Source organism: Aquimarina aquimarini (genome assembly GCF_900299535.1).
GTDB lineage: Bacteria > Bacteroidota > Bacteroidia > Flavobacteriales > Flavobacteriaceae > Aquimarina > Aquimarina aquimarini.
Genome location: NZ_OMKE01000020.1, coordinates 23,004 through 46,523, shown reverse-complemented (window position 1 = coordinate 46,523; position 23,520 = coordinate 23,004). Strand labels below are relative to the sequence as shown.

The 23,520-nt window shown below is 33.2% G+C and carries 15 protein-coding genes; 9 read left to right on the top strand and 6 right to left on the bottom strand.

Translation table 11 applies throughout. From position 1 onward, the window contains the following. Nucleotides 1–3 precede the first annotated feature (3 nt). The gene (locus DG508_RS10600; RefSeq protein WP_159090792.1) at nt 4–624 is read left to right on the top strand and encodes a hypothetical protein; all 621 of its coding nucleotides are present in this window, start codon (nt 4–6) and stop codon (nt 622–624) included. A 14-nt stretch (nt 625–638) separates the two neighbouring features. Here the strand turns inward: DG508_RS10600 and DG508_RS10595 are convergent, their stop codons facing one another. After that, complete coding sequence (locus tag DG508_RS10595; RefSeq protein WP_108868111.1) at nt 639–1,178, bottom strand: alpha-ketoglutarate decarboxylase; 540 nt, start codon at nt 1,176–1,178, stop codon at nt 639–641. 114 nt (nt 1,179–1,292) lie between these two features. Here DG508_RS10595 and DG508_RS10590 point away from each other — a divergent pair, with 114 nt between their 5' ends. From DG508_RS10590 to DG508_RS10580, 3 genes are all read left to right on the top strand, one after another. Continuing rightward, a complete protein-coding gene (locus DG508_RS10590; RefSeq protein WP_108868110.1) occupies nt 1,293–4,070 on the top strand; it encodes a 2-oxoglutarate dehydrogenase E1 component in 2,778 nt (925 codons plus the stop codon). A gap of 68 nt (nt 4,071–4,138) precedes the next feature. Further along, entirely contained in the window at nt 4,139–5,353 is a 1,215-nt protein-coding gene (gene odhB / locus DG508_RS10585) for a 2-oxoglutarate dehydrogenase complex dihydrolipoyllysine-residue succinyltransferase (protein WP_103864028.1), read from the top strand. A gap of 385 nt (nt 5,354–5,738) precedes the next feature. Beyond that, nucleotides 5,739–9,266 carry a CHAT domain-containing protein gene (locus DG508_RS10580; protein ID WP_108868109.1) on the top strand — a complete coding sequence of 1,176 codons (3,528 nt, stop codon included), beginning with the start codon at nt 5,739–5,741 and terminating at the stop codon, nt 9,264–9,266. A gap of 15 nt (nt 9,267–9,281) precedes the next feature. Here the strand turns inward: DG508_RS10580 and DG508_RS10575 are convergent, their stop codons facing one another. The 3 genes from DG508_RS10575 to DG508_RS10565 all read right to left on the bottom strand — a co-directional run bounded on the left by DG508_RS10575 (nt 9,282) and on the right by DG508_RS10565 (nt 12,927). Next, a complete protein-coding gene (locus DG508_RS10575; protein ID WP_108868108.1) occupies nt 9,282–10,391 on the bottom strand; it encodes a toxin-antitoxin system YwqK family antitoxin in 1,110 nt (369 codons plus the stop codon). A 286-nt stretch (nt 10,392–10,677) separates the two neighbouring features. Further along, nucleotides 10,678–11,610 (bottom strand): GYDIA family GHMP kinase, encoded by a 933-nt coding sequence (locus tag DG508_RS10570; protein ID WP_108868107.1) that lies wholly within the window; start codon nt 11,608–11,610, stop codon nt 10,678–10,680. Continuing rightward, nucleotides 11,611–12,927 (bottom strand): hydroxymethylglutaryl-CoA reductase, degradative, encoded by a 1,317-nt coding sequence (locus tag DG508_RS10565; RefSeq protein WP_108868106.1) that lies wholly within the window; start codon nt 12,925–12,927, stop codon nt 11,611–11,613. 349 nt (nt 12,928–13,276) lie between these two features. On the opposite strand from DG508_RS10565, the gene DG508_RS10560 reads away from it, so the two are divergent. From DG508_RS10560 to DG508_RS10540, 5 genes are all read left to right on the top strand, one after another. Continuing rightward, nucleotides 13,277–15,448, top strand: coding sequence for a S9 family peptidase (locus DG508_RS10560; RefSeq protein WP_108868105.1), 2,172 nt, complete (start codon nt 13,277–13,279; stop codon nt 15,446–15,448). Between the two features lie 17 nt (nt 15,449–15,465). Beyond that, nucleotides 15,466–16,857 carry a peptide MFS transporter gene (locus tag DG508_RS10555; RefSeq protein WP_108868104.1) on the top strand — a complete coding sequence of 464 codons (1,392 nt, stop codon included), beginning with the start codon at nt 15,466–15,468 and terminating at the stop codon, nt 16,855–16,857. 9 nt (nt 16,858–16,866) lie between these two features. Continuing rightward, nucleotides 16,867–18,432 (top strand): peptide MFS transporter, encoded by a 1,566-nt coding sequence (locus DG508_RS10550; RefSeq protein ID WP_108868103.1) that lies wholly within the window; start codon nt 16,867–16,869, stop codon nt 18,430–18,432. 161 nt (nt 18,433–18,593) lie between these two features. Next, the gene (locus DG508_RS10545; protein ID WP_108868127.1) at nt 18,594–19,133 is read left to right on the top strand and encodes a thioredoxin family protein; all 540 of its coding nucleotides are present in this window, start codon (nt 18,594–18,596) and stop codon (nt 19,131–19,133) included. Nucleotides 19,134–19,448: 315 nt separating this feature from the next. Beyond that, on the top strand, nt 19,449–20,726 hold the full coding sequence (locus tag DG508_RS10540) for a serine hydrolase domain-containing protein (RefSeq protein WP_108868102.1): 1,278 nt from the start codon (nt 19,449–19,451) through the stop codon (nt 20,724–20,726). Between the two features lie 13 nt (nt 20,727–20,739). On the opposite strand, the gene DG508_RS10535 is transcribed toward DG508_RS10540, so the two are convergent. Both DG508_RS10535 and DG508_RS10530 read right to left on the bottom strand, forming a co-directional pair. Then, nucleotides 20,740–22,785: a ComEC/Rec2 family competence protein gene (locus tag DG508_RS10535; RefSeq protein ID WP_108868101.1), complete on the bottom strand. Its 2,046-nt coding sequence runs from the start codon at nt 22,783–22,785 to the stop codon at nt 20,740–20,742. Nucleotides 22,786–22,903: 118 nt separating this feature from the next. Beyond that, a complete protein-coding gene (locus DG508_RS10530) occupies nt 22,904–23,437 on the bottom strand; it encodes a C40 family peptidase (protein ID WP_108868100.1) in 534 nt (177 codons plus the stop codon). Between the last annotated feature and the right edge of the window lie 83 nt (nt 23,438–23,520).

Genomic DNA, 23,520 nt, shown 5'->3' with positions numbered 1-23,520 from the left:
AAAATGAAGCTATATACAAGTGTTTTTTTCTTTTTAATTGTTTCTTTAGTATATACTCAGGAGCTTTCCAAGAATACAACTATTTCTGAATATGAAACCCTTTTGAAAGCCATAATTGCAAAAGATACATTGATAACCAGAACAGTCAAACAATATGAATGTTCTGAGCAGTTTTCGGGAAGTATTGATTATTTCTATAAAAAAGAAAAATTGCAACTGATAAAACATGTGTATAAAGAAAATGCAGATATTACATTAGAGTATTATTATGTTCAAAATGATACATTAAAGTTACAAACCATATTTACAGAGATTACTCGTTTTAATACCTTGTTACAGGAGTCAGCTCAGAGAAAAGCATTTTCAGCAGAGAAGGTATTAGATGTTACAGAATATAGAACCTACATAAAAGATAATGTTATTGCCTCATGTTATACAAGGGGAGATATGCAAAAATTTTCAGAATGGGATCACGATGCGTTTAATGCATTAAGTTTTGAAAAGAGCAGTTGTAAAATACCTATAGATGAAATTAATTACAAATATAATTTACTCCGTAAGGCAGAGAAAAAACTTATAAACTATTATGGGCAAAAACCAAGATGTATTTTTCATCTTTGGTAAACAGAGACTATTATTTAGAAAAAGACCCTTACAAAAGGAGAATAAGCACTGCCATAAATACTTTTGTCATCATCATATAATACATCATACCTCAGGCCAAAACTTACAAATCCAGTTCTGTATCCTGCTCCAATAAATAGTGAAGGATACCAATAATTCTCAGTGATTTTTTGGTTTTGAATCTTAATTTCTCTGTTCACTCCCATTTCCTCAAACTCGGCAGAAATTTGTAATTGCGGCAAGGGGTTGAACATAGTTATAATACTACCTCCGTAATTGAAGCTTTTATTTTTTTGATCAAAGCGATCATTCTCAAAAGTACTGTACCCAAAACTCAGCCCTAATCCAGCACTAAACCATTCGTTGAATTCATACACTGCGGCGGGTGCAATAATGGCGTTGAATGTGTCATTGGTAAAGCCAATACCTATATTACCACCAAATCGCACATTAGACCAAAAATTCTCATCCTGCGAATATCCTTTATGCAAAGAACATAGAATGATAAAAACTAGTGTGATAATTCTTATATTTTGCTGAGTACGTACTTTCATTGTTAATTTTATAAAAAATTATAATATAAATATAAATAATTCGATACTTAATATACCGTAATTGTTGTATTTTTGTGACGTTTTATCATTAAAAAGATAATTGAGTACTTACATATGGATAAATATTCATTTTTGAATGCGGCTAATACCGCATTTTTTGCAGATTTGTATGATCAATACCTGCAAAACCCAGATAGTGTAGAACCTAGTTGGCGAGCATTTTTTCAAGGGTTTGACTTTGGAATAGAAAGTAGTAACGGATCAGAGGATACCGTGTATGTTGAACAGACTCCCGGAGGTAGCACTATTGAAGTTCCTCAAAATGTCCAAAAAGAATTTCAGGTAGTACGATTGATAGATGGCTACAGAACTCGTGGTCATTTGTTTACCAAAACTAATCCTGTACGAGAACGAAGAAAGTACAATCCAACCTTAGCGTTAGAAAATTTTGGATTAAGTCAAGCAGACCTTAATACTGTTTTTAATGCTGGAGAGATTATTGGGATAGGACCCAATACACTAAGTAATATAATTGTTCACCTAGAGCAAATATATTGTGACTCTATAGGTATCGAGTATATGTATATTCGTAATCCAGAAGAGCGAGAATGGATACAAGCACGTGTTAATTTTAACACTAATAGAACTAAGTTTTCTCCTGAGCAGAAAAAACATATTCTCAAGAAATTAAATCAAGCAGTATCATTCGAGAGTTTTTTGCATACCAAATATGTAGGACAAAAACGATTTTCTCTAGAAGGAGGAGAATCTTTGATTCCTGCACTAGATGCATTAGTAGAAAAAGCAGCTGATTTAGGAGTAAAAGAATTTGTAATGGGAATGGCTCACCGTGGCCGTTTGAGTACATTGACCAATATTTTTGGGAAAAGCCCTAAAGATATATTTAGTGAGTTTGATGGTAAAGATTATGAAGAAGCGGTATTTGATGGCGATGTAAAATATCATTTAGGGTGGACCTCTAAACGAGCATCAGATTCAGGAAAAGCTATTAATATGAATATTGCACCAAATCCATCACATTTGGAAACAGTAGGTGCAGTTGTAGAAGGAATAACAAGAGCAAAACAAGATGCCCATTATAAGAATGACATCTCACAAGTGTTGCCAATCGTAGTGCATGGTGATGCAGCGGTGGCAGGACAAGGATTGGTGTATGAGATTGTTCAGATGGCACAATTAGATGGGTATAAAACAGGAGGTACAATCCATATTGTAGTAAATAATCAAATAGGGTTTACAACTAATTACCTAGATGCACGATCATCTACCTATTGTACAGATATAGGTAAAGTAACCTTATCTCCAGTATTACATGTAAATGCAGATGATGCAGAAGCAGTAGTGCATGCTACCAATTTTGCATTAGAGTTTAGAATGAATTTTGGTAGAGATGTATTTATTGACTTATTGGGATATCGTAAATATGGCCATAACGAAGGAGATGAACCTCGTTTTACACAACCTAAATTATATAAAGCTATTGCCAAGCATAATAATCCAAGAGATATTTATGCAGAAAAATTGATTGCGGAAGGAATCATTGATGCAGGATTTGTTGGAAAGCTTGAAAAAGAATATAAAGCATCGCTAGAAGAAGAATTAGAAGACTCTCGTAAGCAAGAAAAAACCGTTATTACTCCCTTTATGCAAGATGAATGGGCTGGTTTTGAGAGAGTGCAAGAGGATGAAATGATGCAAGTAGTTACTACCTCGTATCCTAAAGATGCGTTGACAGAGATTGCAGAAGTAATTACAAAACTTCCGTCTGATAAAAAATTCCTTCGTAAAATAGAACGATTGATAGATCAAAGGCGTAAAATGTTTTTTGAGAAAGATCAACTTGATTGGGCGATGGGAGAACTATTAGCGTATGGTTCACTATTAAAAGAGGGATATGATGTAAGAATGAGTGGTCAGGATGTAGAGAGAGGAACTTTTTCTCATAGACATGCTGTAGTAAAAGTAGAGGATAGTGAAGAAGAGATAGAATTGTTGAACCACCTCAAAGGAGAACAAGGAGACTTTTATATCTATAATTCATTATTGTCAGAATATGGAGTTTTAGGTTTTGATTATGGATATGCAATGGCAAATCCAAAAACATTAACTATTTGGGAAGCACAGTTTGGAGATTTCAGTAATGGAGCGCAAATTATGATTGACCAATATATTTCTTCAGCAGAAGATAAATGGAAATTACAAAATGGTATTGTGATGTTACTACCTCATGGATATGAAGGTCAAGGAGCAGAACATTCTTCGGCTCGTATGGAGCGCTATTTGCAATTGTGTGCCAAAGATAATATGTTTGTTGCAGATGTAACTACACCAGCCAATATGTTCCATTTATTGAGAAGACAAATGAAAGCAACATACCGTAAGCCTTTGGTTGTATTTACGCCTAAGAGTTTGTTGCGTCATCCTAAAGCAGTTTCTTCTGTTGATGAATTTGTAAACGGTAGTTTTCAAACCGTATTAGATGATACCGATGTAAAAGCAAAAGATGTAAAATCATTAGTGTTTTGTACGGGTAAATTTTATTATGATTTATTAGAAGAAAGAGAAAAGCTGGATAGAAAAGATGTTGCATTGGTAAGAGTAGAGCAGTTGTTCCCGTTGCCAGTTGTAGAGATGGATAAATTGATTGCAAAATATAAAACAGATGATGTGGTATGGGCGCAAGAAGAACCTCGTAATATGGGGGCATTGGGTCATATATTGTTGAATTATGATAATGCAAAAACAGTAAGATTTGCAAGTAGAAGACCTTATGGTGCTCCAGCAGCAGGAAGTGCTACAAGATCAAAAAGAAGACACCAGCAAGTTATCGATTATGTGTTTGATAAAACAAAAGATAATCAAAACAGATAAAATTTAATAAATAATAATCATAGATTAAAGGTTTCCAAAGGAAATTTACAAAGGATAAATTCAGAATTATGGCTTTAGAAATGAAAGTCCCATCACCGGGAGAGTCTATTACAGAAGTAGAAATAGCTCAATGGCTTGTTGAAACTGGTGATTATGTCGAAAAAGATCAGGCAATTGCCGAAGTAGACAGTGATAAGGCAACACTTGAACTGCCAGCAGAAGCAAGTGGAGTAATTACACTTATGGCAGAAGAAGGTGATGCGGTAGCAGTAGGACAAGTAGTGTGTCTTATTGATACAGATGCTGCTAAACCAGAAGGTGATGCTTCATCAGCTCCCGCTGTAGAAGCACCAAAAGTAGAAGAGAAAAAGCAAGAAGTAGTAGCACCTGCCAAAACAGAAACGTATGCTACAGGAACAGCTTCTCCTGCAGCCAAAAAAGTATTGGCAGAAAAAGGAATAGATGCTTCTGAGGTAAAGGGTACAGGACGTGATGGTCGTGTTACAAAAGCTGACGCTGTAGATGCAAAACCATCTATGGGAACTCCTGGACTTGGAGCAAGAGGAGAAAGCCGTAAGAAATTATCAATGCTTCGTCGTAAGGTAGCAGAACGATTAGTTTCAGTTAAAAATGAAACAGCTATGCTTACTACTTTTAATGAGGTAGACATGCAACCTATTTTTGATCTTCGTAGTAAATACAAAGAAACATTCAAAAGTAAACATGGGGTAAGTTTAGGGTTCATGTCGTTCTTTACGCTAGCCTGTGTGCGAGCATTACAAATGTATCCTGCAGTAAACTCAATGATTGAAGGTAAAGAAATGATTTCTTATGATTTTCAGGATATCAGTATTGCCGTTTCTGGACCAAAAGGATTGATGGTACCAGTAATTAGAAATGCAGAGAATTTGAGTTTCAGAGGAGTAGAGTCTGAAGTGAAGAGATTGGCAATACGAGCAAGAGATGGTCAGATTACGGTAGATGAAATGACAGGAGGAACCTTTACTATAACAAATGGAGGTGTATTTGGTAGTATGTTATCTACACCAATTATCAATCCACCGCAAAGTGCTATTCTAGGAATGCATAATATCGTGGAACGCCCAATCGTAAGAGATGGACAAATTGTAGTAGCACCAATTATGTATGTGGCATTATCATATGACCATAGAATTATTGATGGTAAAGAATCTGTAGGATTTTTGGTAGCAGTAAAAGAAGCATTAGAAAACCCAGAAGAATTACTAATGAATAATAATGTAACCAAAGCATTAGAATTATAATACAATAAGATTTTTAATCTTCAAGTCCCATTAGTGTATTGCTAATGGGATTTTTTTGTTTGGTTAATTCTGTTTTCTATTCTAGTGTAGACAGGAATCCATATGAAATATCAATAGCAACGATCAAAATATTGAATGTAAAATTAATCTCCCTCTCAATTCTAATACCAGTTCTGATTTAAATTTATTCATAAGAAAAATGATGTATTTTTGACTTAGATGAAAAAGAAAATTCAAGCATAGCAGAGCTATGGTCGTGTTTTTTTTGAAATATTAGACAAAAAGGCACGGTTTTATTGAGTTAGTTTAAGTTGGAAATGGTATAACCTTTCAATACTATTGATACAACATTTTTACGATCTTTGTTGATTATATATGTGTCCTTATGATCAGTCTTAGATTACTACCTCTTAATACAATCGGATGTTTGCTGTGGTTTTGTGTTTTATATTGTCATATAGGATATGCCCAAACAGCAAAAGATACATTGGTAGCTTCTCAATATTTCTCAGAATCAGAAGTATGGTATGCTCAAAAAAAACCTGATAGTGCAATTGTTTATTATAATAAAGCATTATCAGAGTTTGCTAAAATAAATAATTTAAAGCGAGTGGCAGATTGTTATGCCGCTATAGCAAAAAGTCATAAGGAGGCCTATAATTTTGATATTGCCCTGCTGTATGCGCAAACATCTCTGGGGATACGTTTACAGCTGTTTAGTGAAAAAGATCCAGAGATTGCCACATCGTATACAGGTTTAGGACATATCTTGAAAGCCAAAGATCAATATCAAGATGCTATGAGCTATTACCAAAAAGCATTAGATATTCGATTACATGTATTTGGAGAGAATAACCATCATGTGGGGAATTCTTATCGCCATATTGGGACTATTCATCACGTATTGGCACAATATGATAAAGCATTGAGTTATTATACCAAAGCATTATATCTACAACAACAAACGTATAGCAAAACACACCCGAATATAGCAGAGACGTATATCGATTTTGGAACTACCTATTACCATTTAGGAAAAAATAATAAGGCGTTATCCTATTACCAAAAAGCTTTGAAGATAAATAGTGTAGCTTTTGGTGATCATAGCCCAGAAGTAGGGCTGTGCTATAATCATATAGGGAATATTCTTCTTCGATTAGATAAGTTTGAGAAAGCTATAGAGAGTCATAAAAAAGCAATATCTATTCTGTCTAAAACCTATCCACAAGGTCATCCTGATATGGCATTACTTTATGAAAGTATTGGTGTGGTTTATGGAGCTCTGGGGGAACATGATATAGCATTAAAGTATTTTAATAAAGGATTAAAAATAGTTGAAAATAAATTGTTTAGTAATAGTGTTGAACATGCTGAATTATATATTGAATTAGGTTTTATTTTTTTTAAAAATGGGAATTACAATAAATCTTTATCTTTTTTTAATAAAACTTTGAATATTGTTAAGAAAGTATTTCCGAAGAAACATCCTTTTATAGGAATAACTTACAATAATATGGGGTTGGTGTATGAATATGAGGGAAGGTATGATGAAGCTTTATTGTACTATACAGAAACTGTAACTAATTATTTAGAATCTTTAGGGAGAAAACATACTGCTTTAGCTCGTACTTATAATAATATGGCGAATGTATATAAAGCGATAAAATCATATGATTTAGCTTTGATATATTATCAAAAGGCTTTGGATGTACGAGTTAGTATTAGAGGGGGATATCATTCAGATACCTCCTATTCATATGTTGATATTGCTGATGTATATGTTGTGCAAAAAGAATATTCAACAGCATTAGGATATTATGAAAAAGCATTGCAAATTCAAAAAAAATTATTTGGAGAAGTTAATTACTATGTGGCAGATATTTATAATCGTATAGCTACTGTATATACAGGGCAAAAAGAATATGCGACAGCATTAGAGTACTTGCATAAAAGTATGGATATTCGATTGCAAACAGATGGGGCGCATCATCCCAGAACTGCCAAATCGTATAATCAGATAGCAAAGGTGTATTGTGAGAGTAAGGATTATGAAAAAGCAATCTCATATTACGATCAAGCTATTCTTGCCAATATTAAAGCGGAAGAGACTTTGGTAGCTAATCAATTTGATGTTCAGCAATATATAGACCTCAATGTGCTTTTGCGTAGTTTACAATATAAAGCCAAAGTATTACAAGAACAGTATATAAAAGATCAAGCTCCAAGTCATCTGGTAGAAAGCATAGCTTTATATCAAAAAGCAGACAATGTAATCCATGCCATTAGACAAGGGCTACATACACATGAAGATAAGCTGGCTTTTGCTACCCAAATTCAGGAGGTATATTCTGGGGCTATACAATCCAAACTATTGCAATATAAAAAAGACCAACAATCGCAATCATTACACGATGCTTTTTATTATGCAGAAAAGAGTAAAGCCAATACGCTACAAGGGTTATTGGCAGCATCTAACGCTAAAAAATTTGCAGGTTTACCAAAAACCATCCTAGAAGTAGAGCAGGGACTAAAAGCTGAACGTGCAGTATGTACCTCAGAATTGATGCAGCAACGATCAGAAACAGTACCAGACACAACAAAAATTGCGACTTATGAAAACCGATTGTTTGATATTGCGAGAAAACAAGATTCTCTTACTCGTGTTATTGAACAAAAATACCCTAAATATTATGAATTGAAACATAAGGATCATAGGATCACTGTAGCTGATATTCAAAAAAAGATGGATAAAAATATAACCTTGCTAGAGTATTTTTATACAGAAGATAGAACGTATGTGTTTGCGATAACCAAAAATGATCTGAATATCGCTTCTTTATCTACTCCCAATCTTATTCAGGATATCGAGCAATTGAGGGTAGCGATTACGACAAAAAATACTACTGGATTCAAGAGGTATGCACATCAATTATATAATCAGTTAATAGCTCCAGTGCAAGATTATATAAAAGGAGATCAACTTGTTGTTATCCCTGATGGCCCTTTATGGTATCTTAATTTTGAATTGTTGTGTATTCAAAATGATGCTTCAAATAATCCAAAAGAGTTGTCATATATGCTTAAAAAATACGCGATTTCTTATGCCAATTCTGTTAAGTTACTTATGATTCCTTTTGTTACAGATCAGGGTTTTCAACAAGAACAAGAATGTCTTGCGTTTTCTTTTTCTGATACCGATATAATAGACACAAATATGATAAGTCTTGCTACTTTGAGAGATAGTAAAGAGGATTTGCCAGGAACTCGCAAAGAAATCAAAGCAATTGCAGATATTATAGATGGTAAATATTATTTTGGATCACAAGCGATAGAACATAATTTTAAGAGAAACGCAGCAAATTATAGTATTCTTCATTTGGCATTGCACGGGGAAGTTGATAATGAGCATCCTGAAAAATCTAGACTGTTATTTACAAAAGAAAAAGACACTATAGAGGATAATTACTTATATGGTCATGAATTATTTGCAATGAATATTCCTGCAGAACTTACAGTATTAAGTGCTTGTAATACTGGTACAGGAAAAATAGCAAAAGGCGAAGGGATTATGAGCTTGGGTAATGCGTTTCAATATGCAGGAACCAAAAGTTTGGTATTAAGTAGTTGGGAAGTGTCAGACCGAACCACTCCTGAATTGATGAAATATTTTTATAGCTACCTAAAAAAAGGGATGAATAAATCCAAGGCTTTGCAACAAGCAAAGTTGCAATATCTGAATTCAGCACATATTAATAGAACTGCTCCTTTTTATTGGGGAGGGTTTTATTTGGTAGGAGATCACTCACCAATTGATTTTGATGCTAATTATACAGTATATTGGGTATTAGGAATAATGGCTGTTGGAATTCTATTTTTTGGGTTGATTTGGTATCAAAAAAAACATAATCGTTAGATTACTTCATGGTGATCAGTTAAACGTTTTCTCAGATAGCTGAACACCTGCTTTGTAGATGATCTCTTTTTTTACTTTTCCTGCCAGAGAATATATTTTCCATATTCCTGTTTTTTGGCCATTGTTATAATCTCCTTGTTTGTGCAGGTTTCCTGCTTTATTGTACTCTTTGTAGGTTCCTTCTTTAGCTCCATTTTTGTATTCCTGCTCCCAAAGTAATTGCTCATCATCATTATAAGCTGTGCTTTTTCCGTTTTTGTATCCATCGAGATACTGTATTTCGAAGGTTTTGTTTCCTTTTTTATTATAAAAAATATGTGTTCCTTCTTTTCTTGAATTTTTATAATGGCTAATCTCTTCAGTAATTCCGTTTTCATAATACTTTTTTTTGAGGATAATACTTCCGTTTTCGAATTCCTGAGTGATTATTTTCAGACCAGATGCTGTGTATTCTTCATGAATTCCATGAGGCTTATTGTCTTTATAGTTTTTTGTAGTGTGTAATGTGCCTGTAGGAAAAAATCTCTTTTCTGTATAATCTCGATGCGCCGTATATTTCTTACTCCATATTAATTTGTTATCCTCATTAGATATGGAAGTCCAGGTTCCTGTACGTTGATCGTTCTTATAATGTTCTGTTGAGGTAGAAGTGGTTTGGGTTTGAGGGTGGATAATGGTTTTTTTCCATTTCCCATGTTTCATTCCATCTTTATAGGTTTCTGTAGATCGCACTTTCCCTTTTTTAGTATAAGATTTCCAAGTACCTACTTTTTTTCCTTTGTCCCAATAAGATTCACTTTCTACTGTTTGATTTTGAAAATACGAAATTGCTTTTCCGTCAATTATTCCGTTTATAAATGTAGAAACTAGCTCTTTTTTACCCTCAGAAGAATATTCTGTCCAAGTGCCATTTGCTTTTCCTTGTTTGAATGTAACCTCAGAATAACCTCCATAAGATGATTCAGCAACTTTATATGTTCCATCAAGGAATTCACCTTTATAAGTTTGATATATGATTTCTGTACCATATCGTACTTGTTTGATCGCAGACCATGTAGTATAAGTTTGCGCAGAGCTTGTGGTAATGCATAAAATGGTGGCAAGTACTAAAAATAGATGTTTCATAGATGTTACTAAAATTGTTATACATCTTTCTAGATATTTTGATTTGTAGCAATGAAGTGATTTAAACTTTTTTCAATTCGCTATAAAAATGCTCTTTTTCACTCAATTTTTGTCTTTTTCTTACTTCGTAGCCCTGCTATGAAGTGTAAAAAACACTTCAATTGATCAAAAAATAACTATTTTTCGCCAGAATCAAAAAAGTTTAAATCACTTCAATATCTAGAAAGTAATAATTGTTCTTTATGTGTATGATGCGTATTTCAATAATAATAACAAAATAAAGTTGCTATAATACCATTTTTACATAAGGTATTATAGTTGTGTATCCTTTGTTCTTAAAATATGTCATTTCTGATATATCTCCAGTAACCAATACAAAATCGCCTCCCCATCCTCCGAGACTTTTTATACTTCCGGTGTAATCGGGAAACAAAGTTGATTTTATGGTAGGAGTTTTTATTATTTTGGATATGATCTCTTCATGAGCGTTGATTAAAGCCTTAAACTCTTCGAGTGTATCACAGTTTAAAATTTGGGAAGTGATATCGTTAATCAAATTTTCTGCCTTGTCAAAATCTTTAAGAGGTAGTGATTGATAATGTTTTATAGATGCCTTGCTATCTTGTTTTTGATTTAAGTAAACAAAGAATAAGTCATCTTTAAAAGAAGGAGTAAAATTAGCTGTTGTTATGATCGGTTTGCCTTCATTACGTCTGTATAGTATAGGAGAATCATTTTGTGCACAAGCAATATCATACCCACTGCCTCCAAAGCTTTTTTCTAATAAAGTAAACGCATCTACTTTTGCCCACTGTGCAATATTATTAATAAGAGTAGAAGAAGATCCAAGTCCCCATTGGCGGTTGAATTCTAGTTTGCTCTCAACAATATATCTTTTTTCTGTGGCAAGAAAATTAGGATTTAATTCTTTTGCTGTATTTAGGATATTGATCAGTGTATTGATGATGTCATGACCCTCAGAACTGGTAGTATCAGATAATTGAAAGGAAGTGTCTTTTAAGATGAGGTCGATCTCAAACCAGCAAAGATTGTTTTCATCCAGACTTTTCCATTTGATTTGATGGGTATCATTTTCTTCTTCTTCAATAGTTAGCCATTGTCCTTTTTGGGTGGGTATTGCCAATGCCTGTACTCCATCCAGTACCAGATATTCTGATGTGATCAATAACTTACCATGACTGTAAAAGGACTTTTTCATTTAGGATCTTAGTTTTTCAATTTGGGTTACCACTTGACTATGGGTTACCGCATTGGTTTCAAAATATTTTATAAGTAGTTTTTTTTCGCTTTCTGTAGCTTTGTATTGATTTAGGATATTCATAAGGTGCATTTTCATGTGTCCTTGTTGAATACCTGTAGTAATAAGAGAATTGATAGCTGCAAAGTTTTGCGCAATTCCTGCTACAGCAGTAATTTCCATTAATTTTTTTGCATTGGGTTTTTCTAGAAGTTGCAAAGCTAGTTTTACCAAAGGATGAAGAGAGGTTAGCCCTCCTACGGTTCCTAAAGCTAAAGGCAATTCTATAGAAAATGTAAAAATATCATCTTGTATTTTTGCATGAGTAAGACTGGTGTATTGTCCGTTTCTTGAAGCATACGCATGTGCTCCAGCCTCAATTGCTCTAAAATCATTTCCTGTAGCTAGTACAACGGCATCAATCCCATTCATAATCCCTTTGTTGTGAGTTACAGCACGATAAGGTTCAACCTCTGCAATACGTACAGCTCGTACAAATTTTTCAGCATATTGTTGTGAAGAAAGTAGGGGGGTACTAGGTAACTCTTTTATTGCACAAGAAACAGAAGCTTTTACCAAACACTGTGGTACATAATTAGAAAGAATACTCATAATGATTTCGATATTTTTCTCGAGATTAGAAAAACCAGAATATTCTTTAGCTTCAGTAATTAATGTTTTTGCAAACTGCTCTAAGCAAGAGTTTATAAAATTTGCGCCCATAGCATCTACCGTTTCAAAAGTACAATGCAATTGATAGTAGTTGTCTATTTCAGTAGTTTTGTTTTTAAGTTCAATATCAGTAATTCCTCCACCTCGTTTATTCATGTTTTCGGTTATTTCAGAAACAGCCGTAAACAATTTAGGTTTTAAAGAGGTGAAAAAATGTAATAATTGTTCAACATCCCCAGTATACATAAAATGTACCTGACCAACTTTTTGAGTAGAGATTACTTCCGCTTTAAATCCGCCACGTGTTTGCCAGAATTTAGCAGCTTTGCTTGCCGCAGCTACCACAGAGCTTTCTTCTATAGTCATAGGTAGCGTATAGCGTTTGTTATTGATTAAGAAATTTGGAGCTACAGAAAAGGGTAGATAATAGTTAGAAATAGTGTTTTCTGTAAATTCATCGTGTAATTGTTGGAGTTGGTTGTCAGAATTCCAGTAAGTTATAAGAGTGTCAATTGTATTTTGATCATTTTCAAAATGGTGTTCTGCCAACCATTTAATCTTATCATTTTTTGAGAGTTTGGAAAATCCAGAAACTACAGCCGCCATTATCTTTAATTATTATTTAGTGCCTTCAAATATACTATTCTGTTTTATCATATGCATGACCAAATTACTATTGAAACCTTTTGCATATATAATTATAAGATAGATTTTGATATAAAATATACGATACTTAATGGGATAAAATGATTTAATCAGGTGATTTTATGCAAACTCAATGAGGATTCAACAATACGGATATCACTTAAACCAACGATGGGGGAAATACATAAAATTAACGATATGTTAAAAAAAGCCTCTATGTGGCTGTTGTTTTATGGTATTTAACAGCAATTGTTGTATTTTTCACGGATTTTTTATTATTCTTGGCGTTAACAATTTTTAAAAATATAAGATGAAAATTACAAAATTGTTTTTTACAATAACATTTTTTATTACTCTAGCCATATCGGCACAAAATAAAGCTTTTACTCTCGAAGAAATTTGGAGAGGAGCTTTTAGAACAGAAGGATTACAATCATTACATTCTATGAAAAACGGAACCGAGTATTCGGTTATAGAGAGAGATGGAACTTCTGGAGCTACCAATATTGAAGTATATACATATAAAACTGGTGAGAAAGCTAGAACATTAGTAAGCACATCTCTTATAGATAATCTTGATTCGTTTCAAGGATATTCTTTTAGTAAGGATGAGAATAGAATTTTGCTTTCTAGTGGGCTAGAGCAAATATATCGTCACTCTTCAAAAGGAATTTATCATATTTATGATGTGCCCTCAAAAGGAATTTTTAAGGTAAGTGATAAAAAAATACAATCCCCTCTTTTATCGCCTGATGGTAAAAAGATAGCATATGTTTTAGATAACAATATATATATGCTCAATTTTGAAACTGGTCAAGAAGTTCAATTGACAGATGATGGTAAGAAAAATGAAATTATTAATGGGATTACTGATTGGGTGTATGAAGAAGAATTTGCTTTTGTAAGAGCTTTTGACTGGAGTGCAGATAGTAATAAAATTGCATTTTTGAGATTTGACGAAAAAGAAGTGCCAGAATTCTCTATGGATGTATATGGTAAAGATTTATACCAAAAACAACAAGTATTTAAGTACCCTAAAGCAGGTGAGAAAAATGCAAAAGTCTCTCTGTATCTTGCAGATATAAATGCAATGAGTTTAGATGAAATTAAACTGGGAGATTATAAAGATTTTTATATCCCACGAATCAAATGGACAGCAAATCCAGATATTTTGAGTGTACAAGTATTAAACAGACATCAAAATAATCTGGATTTAATTTTTGTAGATGCTAAGACCAAAGCACCAAAAGTTGTTCTTAATGAAAAAGATGAAGCATATATTGATATTACTGATAATCTTACATTCTTAGATGACAATAGTTTTATCTGGACAAGTGAAAAAGATGGGTATAACCATATCTATCATTATAAAGAATCTGGGGAGTTAATTAATCAGTTGACAAAAGGTACTTGGGAGGTAACTGATTATTACGGCTATGATAAAAAGAATAAAAACATCTATTATCAAAGTGTAGAAAACGGAAGTGTAAATAGAGATATCTATGCTGTAGCATTGAGTGGGAAAGATAAAAAGAGATTAAGTCAAAAAGAAGGAACGAATGATGCTGAGTTTAGTGCAGATTTCAGCTTTTACATCAATTATTTTTCTAATGCAACAACTCCTTATGAATATACTCTTAACGATGGTAAGACAGGAAAAGTTGTTCGTGAGATTAAAAACAATAAAAAATTAGTAGAGAAACTTGCAGCATATGATGTACGCCCAAAAGAGTTTTCTACAATAGAAGTCAATGGTGAAACATTGAATACTTGGATGATTAAACCCAAAGATTTTGATGCAACCAAGAAATATCCATTGTTGATGTATCAGTATTCTGGCCCAGGATCTCAATCGGTAAAAAATTCTTGGAGTAGTGCAAATGATTATTGGTATATGATGTTAGCACAACAAGGATATATTGTAGCTTGTGTAGACGGAAAAGGAACGGGATTGAAAGGGGCTAAGTTTAAAAAAGCTACTCAAAATGATTTAGGAAACCTAGAAGTACAAGATCAGATAGCGGCAGCAAAACATTTTGGTGGTTTACCATATGTTGATGCTTCCAGAATAGGAATTTGGGGATGGAGTTACGGAGGTTTTATGTCAAGCAATTGCTTGTTTAAAGCCCCTGACACATTCAAAATGGCAATTGCTGTTGCCCCTGTAACCAGCTGGAGATTTTATGATACTATCTATACCGAAAGATACCTGACTACCCCACAAGAAAACCCAAAGGGATATGATGATAATTCACCAATTAATTTTGTAAATGGATTAAAAGGAAAATTCTTACTAGTGCATGGTAGTGCAGATGATAATGTACATGTACAGAATACAATGCAATTGGTAGAAGCATTAGTACAGGCAAATAAAGATTTTGATTGGGCAGTTTATCCCGATAAAAATCATGGAATCTATGGTGGTAACACAAGGTTACATTTATACAATAAGATGACTAACTTCATAAAAAACAACTTATAATTAATTAAACATACATAATGGCAAATACAGTTAAAGCAGCTCACCAAAAAGAGCTTTTTGGGCATCCGGTGGGATTATATATATTATTTTTTACAGAAATGTGGGAACGCTTTTCATACTACGGGATGAGAGCAATTTTTGTTTTGTATCTAACCGCAAAAACGATGGATGAAAATGCTGGGTTAGGTTGGTCATCAGGAGAGGCTTTATCTTTATATGGTTGGTATACCATGCTTGTTTATGTGGCGTCTATTCCAGGAGGATGGATAGCAGATAAATTTTTAGGGCAAAAGAAATCTGTATTGGTAGGAGGAATCTTATTAGTTGCAGGACACAGTGTTTTAGCAATAGAACAAATGTGGGCATGGTACTCAGGGCTAGGTTTGATCATTGCTGGTGTAGGAATGTTAAAGCCAAATATATCTACGATGGTAGGAGGACTATATGAGCAAGGAGATATTCGTAGAGACAAAGGATTTACTATTTTTTATATAGGAATTAATCTAGGAGCATTTTTATCAAGTTTAATTGTAGGATATGTAGGAGAAGTACATGGATGGCATTATGGATTTGGTTTGGCAGGAATCGGAATGGCATTAGGGCTATTACAGTACCTAATTGGACAAAAATATTTAGCCAATGTTGGTAATTTCTTAGGAACTTCTGAGAAAAAAGAAGATAAAGAAGCAATGAATAAACCGCTTACAAAAATTGAAAAAGATAGAATAGTAGTACTTCTTATTTCATTTTTATTGGTAATTGTTTTTTGGGGAGCATTTGAGCAAGCTGGAGGATTGATGAATATATATGCCAAGGATAAAACAAATAGAATGTTATTAGGGTGGGAAGTTCCTGCTTCATGGTTTCAGTCATTGAATGCGATGTTTATTATTTTCTTAGGAACATTAGTCGCTGGATATTGGGCGAACAGAAAATTAAAAGGGAAGATATCAAGTTCTTTATTCAAGATGATTATAGGACTTATTATAATGGGAACTGGATTCTTTTTTATGACAGCCGCTTCTATGGAGTTTAATACAGAAGGATCTTCAGCAATGTATTGGCTGGTATTGGCATATTTATTTCATACAATAGGAGAGCTTTGTATATCTCCTGTAGCCTTATCTTTTATCACCAAGTTAGCTCCTGTGAAATATGGAGCATTAATGATGGGAGTATATTTTGCAATGACAGGTTTAGGAAATAAAGTAGCAGGGCTATTAGGAGAATCTGCAGAAAGCCTTGGAGAGTTTACCATCTTTACAGGAATAGCCGTTTTTTGTGTAGTCTTTGGGTTGCTGGTTATGGCTTTTAGAAAACAATTAGAGAAACTTACTCATGGTGTAGAAGACAAAGAAGGTACTATACATGAAGAAGCTGAAGGTTTTGAAATAGCTGATAACGCATAAAACAATAGTATGACAGTTCAAGACGACTCAAAAGTTTTTAGCTTACTAGGGCATAAGCCTTCTTTATTCATGGTTTTTTTTACAGAGATGTGGGAGCGCTTTTCGTATTACGGAATGCGTGCGCTATTTGTTCTGTTTTTGACCACTAAGATTGCAGATGGAGGATGGGCATGGAGTAATGAAGATGCATTAAAACTATATGGTTGGTATACGGGATTAGTATACCTTACTCCAATTGTAGGAGGGTTTATTGCAGATAAATTTATGGGATATCGTAAAGCAGTAGCATTAGGAGCATTATTAATGACTCTGGGGCATGCTTCTATGGCGATAGAAACCCCAATGTTTTTATATACAGGATTAGCTTTTTTGATATTAGGAAATGGTTTGTTTAAACCCAATTTGACATCTATAGTTAGTGGGTTGTATGCAAAAAATGAAGAGAAAAAAGATGGAGCATATACTATCTATTATATGGGAGTTAATGCAGGAGCGTTTTTAGGGATAATGCTTTGTGGATATATTGGAGAAAAAGTAAGTTGGAGTTTAGGATTTGGTCTGGCAGGAATATTTATGTTCCTAGGAATGCTTCAATTTTGGTTCGGTAAAGGGATATTAGAAAATGTAGGGCTAGCTCCTAAGGAAAAATATGACCTTGATGATATAGATGATGTGGTAGAAGATGCTGTTGAAGAGGTAGTAGAAGAAGTAAAAGTGAGTTCTGGAGTTCAAAGAGATCGATATATAGTAGTTGGGGTTTTAGCCTTTTTCACCATATTTTTTTGGGCTGCTTTTGAGCAAGCAGGAGGGTCAATGACTATCTTTGCAAATAAATATACCGATAGAATCCTTGAGGGTGGCGCTGCAAATATCTTTAAAATTGTAGATACAATAATAACATTAGTGCCATTACTGATTATCACATGGGTGTTGTGGAAGCTTTTTGCACAGACTTTCAAAAAAATATCATTATCCAATATCATTCTTGGAGGTAGCTTTGCTATTATTTGGGGAATTGTAATTTGGAAATTGAATAGAGAATTTAGCGCAGAAACTACAGAAGTACCTGCCTCATGGTTTGGGATTTTGAATTCACTATTTATCATCTCTTTTGCACCATTGTTTTCTAAATTATGGGAGAGTAAATACAATCCTTCTGCTGCGGTAAAATTTGGACTCGGACTGATATTACTAGGTTTTGGGTTTGGATTATTAGCATTTGGTGCTATCTCGATCCCACAAGGAGCTGAAACCGCAAAAGTGAGTATGATGTGGTTGATTTTTGCATATCTGTTCCACACAATAGGAGAATTGTTTTTATCACCTGTAGGGTTATCGTATGTAAGTAAACTTGTTCCTGCCAAACTCATTGGTTTGATGTTTGGAGTATGGTATTTGGCAATTTTTCTTGGTAACTGGTCTGCAGGTCAATTAGGAGGTATGATTGATAAAATCACATCAGAATATTCGCTTACTACCTTCTTTATGATATTTACAGTTGTTCCAGCAGCAGCAGGACTAATAATGATAGTGCTTAACCCTGTGTTGAAAAAACTAATGCACGGAGTGCGATAAATATTATGTAACTTTACTTGCTTTCCCAAAGGCAAAGTAATTTTTATTTAAGGAACAGTTTTTGTTTCCGACTAGTTATAAAAATGAGATTGACAAAATATATTACCAGTAAAAGTGTGTTTTGTCAATCTCATATTCAGAACACAATAAAAAGAGAACCTATGAAAAACCTACTTGTTCTATTTGTATTTCTAATGAGCTTTTTTGCTCAATCTCAAGAAATTAAATGGATGACTATGAATAATGCATTAGAGGCCCAAAAAAAAGAACCTAAAAAAATCTTTATGGATGTTTATACCGATTGGTGTGGGCCTTGTAAACTCTTAGATAAAAAAACATTTCACAATAAAGATGTCGTGTCTTTTGTAAATAAGAATTACTACCCAGTAAAATTTAATGCAGAAGGAACAGAAGAGGTAGAGTACAATGACTTTACCTATACAAACCCAAACCATAATCCAGATAGAAAAGGTAGAAATAGCCAACACTTTTTTGCAAATGCATTAAAAATTAGTGGCTATCCAAGTATGGTGTTTTTTGATGAGAAAGGAAGTCTAATAGCTCCAGTAGTAGGGTATAAGACTCCGCAGCAATTAGAGATCTACTTGAAAATGATCTATTCTAATGATTATAAAAAGTTAACCACCAAAGCTGCATGGCAAAAGTATGAAGAATCTTTTGTAAGTACTTTTGAAAATTGAAGCTAAACACGATAATAATATCATGTAAATCTTAAGCTGGTTATGTAACCAAATAAGGTTTTATGTGCGCTCTTATTTCTTAAATTATAAGGGTTTGAATAATGTGACTAATGTTTGTCTGATAGTTGCGTACACAATGAATTGAGAACTTGTTCGTTATATACATATATAAACCATAAACTTAATACCCAAATCTGATTTGAAAAGATAAGAAAATATAGCTCATATAGCCTGAGGTAATTAGGATATACCTACATCAAAATAATAATTACTTTATTGAGTTTTATTTGCTTTTTTTTTGAGTCCTACCTGCTTATGAGAAAGATAATAACCATAGCCACCCCGACTATGTTGTTACTTGTGTTACTTGTTTCTTATGTTTCCGCAAGACAGCAACCAAAAACATTTCAAAAACCACAATCTGCTCAAGTAGTAGCATCAGAAAGTTTTAATCCCCCTGATGAGGAGTATAAACAAAGATTAATTGATTCTATCAATACCTATTTTGCAAAAGCACTCCAAGAAAAATTAATTGTTGGAGCTGCAATCGGGATTGTGAAATGCGATTCTGTTGTTTACATAGGAGGATATGGTAAAAGAAATGTAGCTTTACAAGATGAGATTAATGAAAAAACTATTTTTAGAATAGGTTCTGTATCTAAGGGTTTTGCAGGAATATTGGCAGGAATACATGTAGAAGAAGGCTTGCTTGATTGGGATGATAAAGTAATAGAGTATGTTCCTGATTTTAGATTTTCTAGTTTAGGACAAACCAAAAAAATATCCTTGTCACATATCTTATCGCATACTACTGGACTACCATATCATAGTTATACGAATCTTGTAGAGGACGGGGTGCCCATAAAGACTATTGCAAATCAATTTAAGAAAGTTACTCCAATAGATAAACCAGGAAAAATATATAGCTATCAAAATGCTGTTTTTGCATTGAGTGGTACAATTATAGAAGAGGTTACTGGTAAACCTTTTAGACAAGTTATACGAGATAAGATTTTTGAACCATTACAAATGACTTCTGCTTCTGCAAGCTATGAAGCAATTAAAGGATCAGAAAATGTAGCAGAACCCCATCGTCGTCGTCATAAAAGATGGACTCCAATACAGATTAATAAGAAATATTATAATAATGCTATTGCCGCAGGAGGGATTAATGCAAGTGTCTCTGATATGGCAAAATGGATGAAGTTTTTATTGGGTAATAACCCTGAAGTTATGATGCCTGATACAATGGATTATGTGTTTAATCCAAAAATAGAAGTAACAGGTAGAAGACAATACTATCAAAAATGGCCAGGATATGCCGCCTCTTTTTATGGGCTAGGATGGAGGATTCATACCCTCACAGATAAAGAAATAGAAAAACCAAATATGGTTTTTCATCACGGTGGAAGTGTTAATGATTATAGAAGTGAAATTGCAATTTACCCTGAAGAAGATTTAGGTATTTGCGTGCTTTTTAATAGTCAAACTAGTCTTGCCAGAGATTGTATACCAGCACTATATAAGATGATAAAAGAAGTAAAACTTTCTATTAGAAAAGAGTATGTGAAAAAATCTGTAGTATCACTTTAGGATTTTGATACCCTTATTTTAATACAAAGGCTCCTTTTTTATCTGTACGATGAAAAGGGATTTTTTGTTTCTTACAGCTAATTTCCCATCGGTCTATATAGCTTTTATAGTTACTGCCATCTGCAATGATTTGTTTGGGTTTCAGAATTGATAAAACCCTATCCAGATGTATTTTTGGTGAACCAGATAATAAAAGGATGTCAGGAGAATAGAGTTGAGTGTTATAAGTACAAGAACTATCTATGATAATGATGTTTTGTTTTTTATATTGATACTTGTTTTTTAGTCGCACTGTACTATCAAGAGAGGCTTGCTTTTTTGTCAAATAATTGCCAAATAAAAAAGTTTGGTTTTTTTTAGATAAAGGAGTTTTACTATATACTCTGAGAGATTGGTTTTTTAAAAAACCAATGGTTGTATTACGATGAGTGTGATATATAATTAATTCTTCTATAGCTACTTTACTATGTTTTTCATAGATAAGAATACCAATAAATAAAAGAATTGGAGCAGTTAGCCAGATAAGCCTTTTTCTTAGATGTAATTTACTGGTTGCGATTGCAAAAACCAAGATAAGATAAAAAGAAAAGAGCATGCTTTTAGAGAAATAAATATTTCTAATTATAAAGTTTTCGTGTTGTGCGGTCCATGCTACAATGTAATTCATTGTACTAATGCAATCAGAAAATAAGTTTCTTATAAAATCAGGAAGAATATGTAAAGAAGCAAGAATGATAACAATAATCCCGATCCCAAGAATGCTTCCTAAGAAAGGAATAATGATAAGGTTAGAAACAAAAAACAAGATCGGAAAATGGTTGAAATAGTAGAGTGTTATTGGTAGTAAACCTATCTGAGCTGCTATTGTAACAGTGAATGTCTCCCATAGTTTTTTGAAGATATAAAATCTGGGAGCATAAAATTTGGCAATAAGTGGTTGTATCAAGATGATGGCAAGTACAGCCAGATAACTCAATTGAAAACCAATAGAAAATAATAATAACGGATTGAAACACAAAAGAACAAATGCTGAAATAAAGAGAGAACTTAAAGTGCTGGCTTTTGATCTCATATGTTTTCCTATTGATAAAAAAGAGAACATAGTAACTGCTCTAAGTACAGAAGGAGATAATCCAGCTATAATAGCAAAAGACCACAGCGATAATATAATTAGGATTAATTGAAGAGTTTTTCCAAATCTTTTATACCTATTAAGAGGAGAAGTTATACTGTTTAAAAATAACAAGATGATTCCTATATGTAGCCCAGATACAGCCAGAATGTGAATAGCTCCTGCATCTTTATATGCATCAAAGGTCTCTTTACTTAGATTTTGTTTCTGTCCTAGTATTAGTGCATTAATAATAGATAGTTGTTTATCAGTAAAAGAATAAGAACTCAAGGATAAATTGATGTTTTTTCTTATTTGATACGCTATCTGAGGTAGAGAAGATTTCTTTCTTTCGTTATGAATGAGTTGATGGTATTTTGCAGTAATTTGGTGATATATGTATTGTTTGCTTAAATGTTTTGCATAATCAAATTGAAGTGGATTCAGAGGCTTGGGAGTTTGTTCTATTTTGGTATAAATGGTATAGGTATCACCAATTTCTAAAGTAGGGGATATGCTATCTTTTGAAATTCGTAGTAGTAATAAACCATCTACCATCTCCTCTTCTAGATATCTAAGAGAAATAATATACTTGTTGTAATATGAAGAGGATTTTAGGTGTTCTTTAATGTGAAATCGTATTCCGATAGGATCTTTATGACTTATGTTGATATGGTTGATGTAATGATTTGGTTGATTTTTTGGATTATGAATTTTTACTAGCGTTATTCCAAAAATGATAAAGAAAAGAATCATTGAAAAGGTGAAAAAATGCCCTTTACTGAACATTTTTTTTGATTGTTGCCATGTGCCGCTTAGAATACATGTTGAAATGAAAAAAATAGGAAGAAGAGCATTAATAGCAATATCAACATAATAGTAACCAAGTAGAATTCCAACACCTGTTGAAATCGTTATGAAAATAAAAGGGATGTTAAGAAGCTTCATAAAACACTGTTGAAATTGAAATTCAGTTGTTTATGATGCAATGATATGAAATCACAGTTTCATTTTTTGAAATTATGATTTTTGTTTTCTAAAAAAAATAAAAATGTGTTGCGTTGATTTACAGTATTCGTCTCGCGCTAGCAAAACACTTGTTCCAATATTTTTCGTTTAGACTAGATACCGTCACTCCTTTAGATGTTGAGGCATGTATGAATTTAATAACCCCTTTGGTTTCTACTACTAAACCAACATGAGAGATAACGTTTTTTCTTTTATTGGTTTTGAAAAAAAGTAAATCTCCAACAGTAACTTTTTTTAGAGATACAGGCTTACCTTGAGTAGCCATAGTTTTTGAAGTTCTAGGTAGAACAACATTTTCCTTTTTGAATGATGTATAGACTAATCCAGAACAATCCATTCCTTTTTTTGTAGTACCTCCATACTTATATCTAGTACCATTAAAAGTTTTGGCATACTTTACGATACTTTTAATTTTTTTATTACCAGGAGTTTTATTGGTTTTATGAGCAGTTCTTGTATTGGTTTTATGGGTAGCTCTTGTTTTAGAAGATATAACAACTCTATTTTTAGAAGAACTTCCGCAGGAAATATGTAAAACAGCGACCAGAAGATATATAATTACTCTTTTCATTTGATTTGGGTTTATAACAAAGTACGTGTTTTTTGTAACATTTTCAAAAGTTTAAAAATTAATTATGAGATGTAAGATTAATA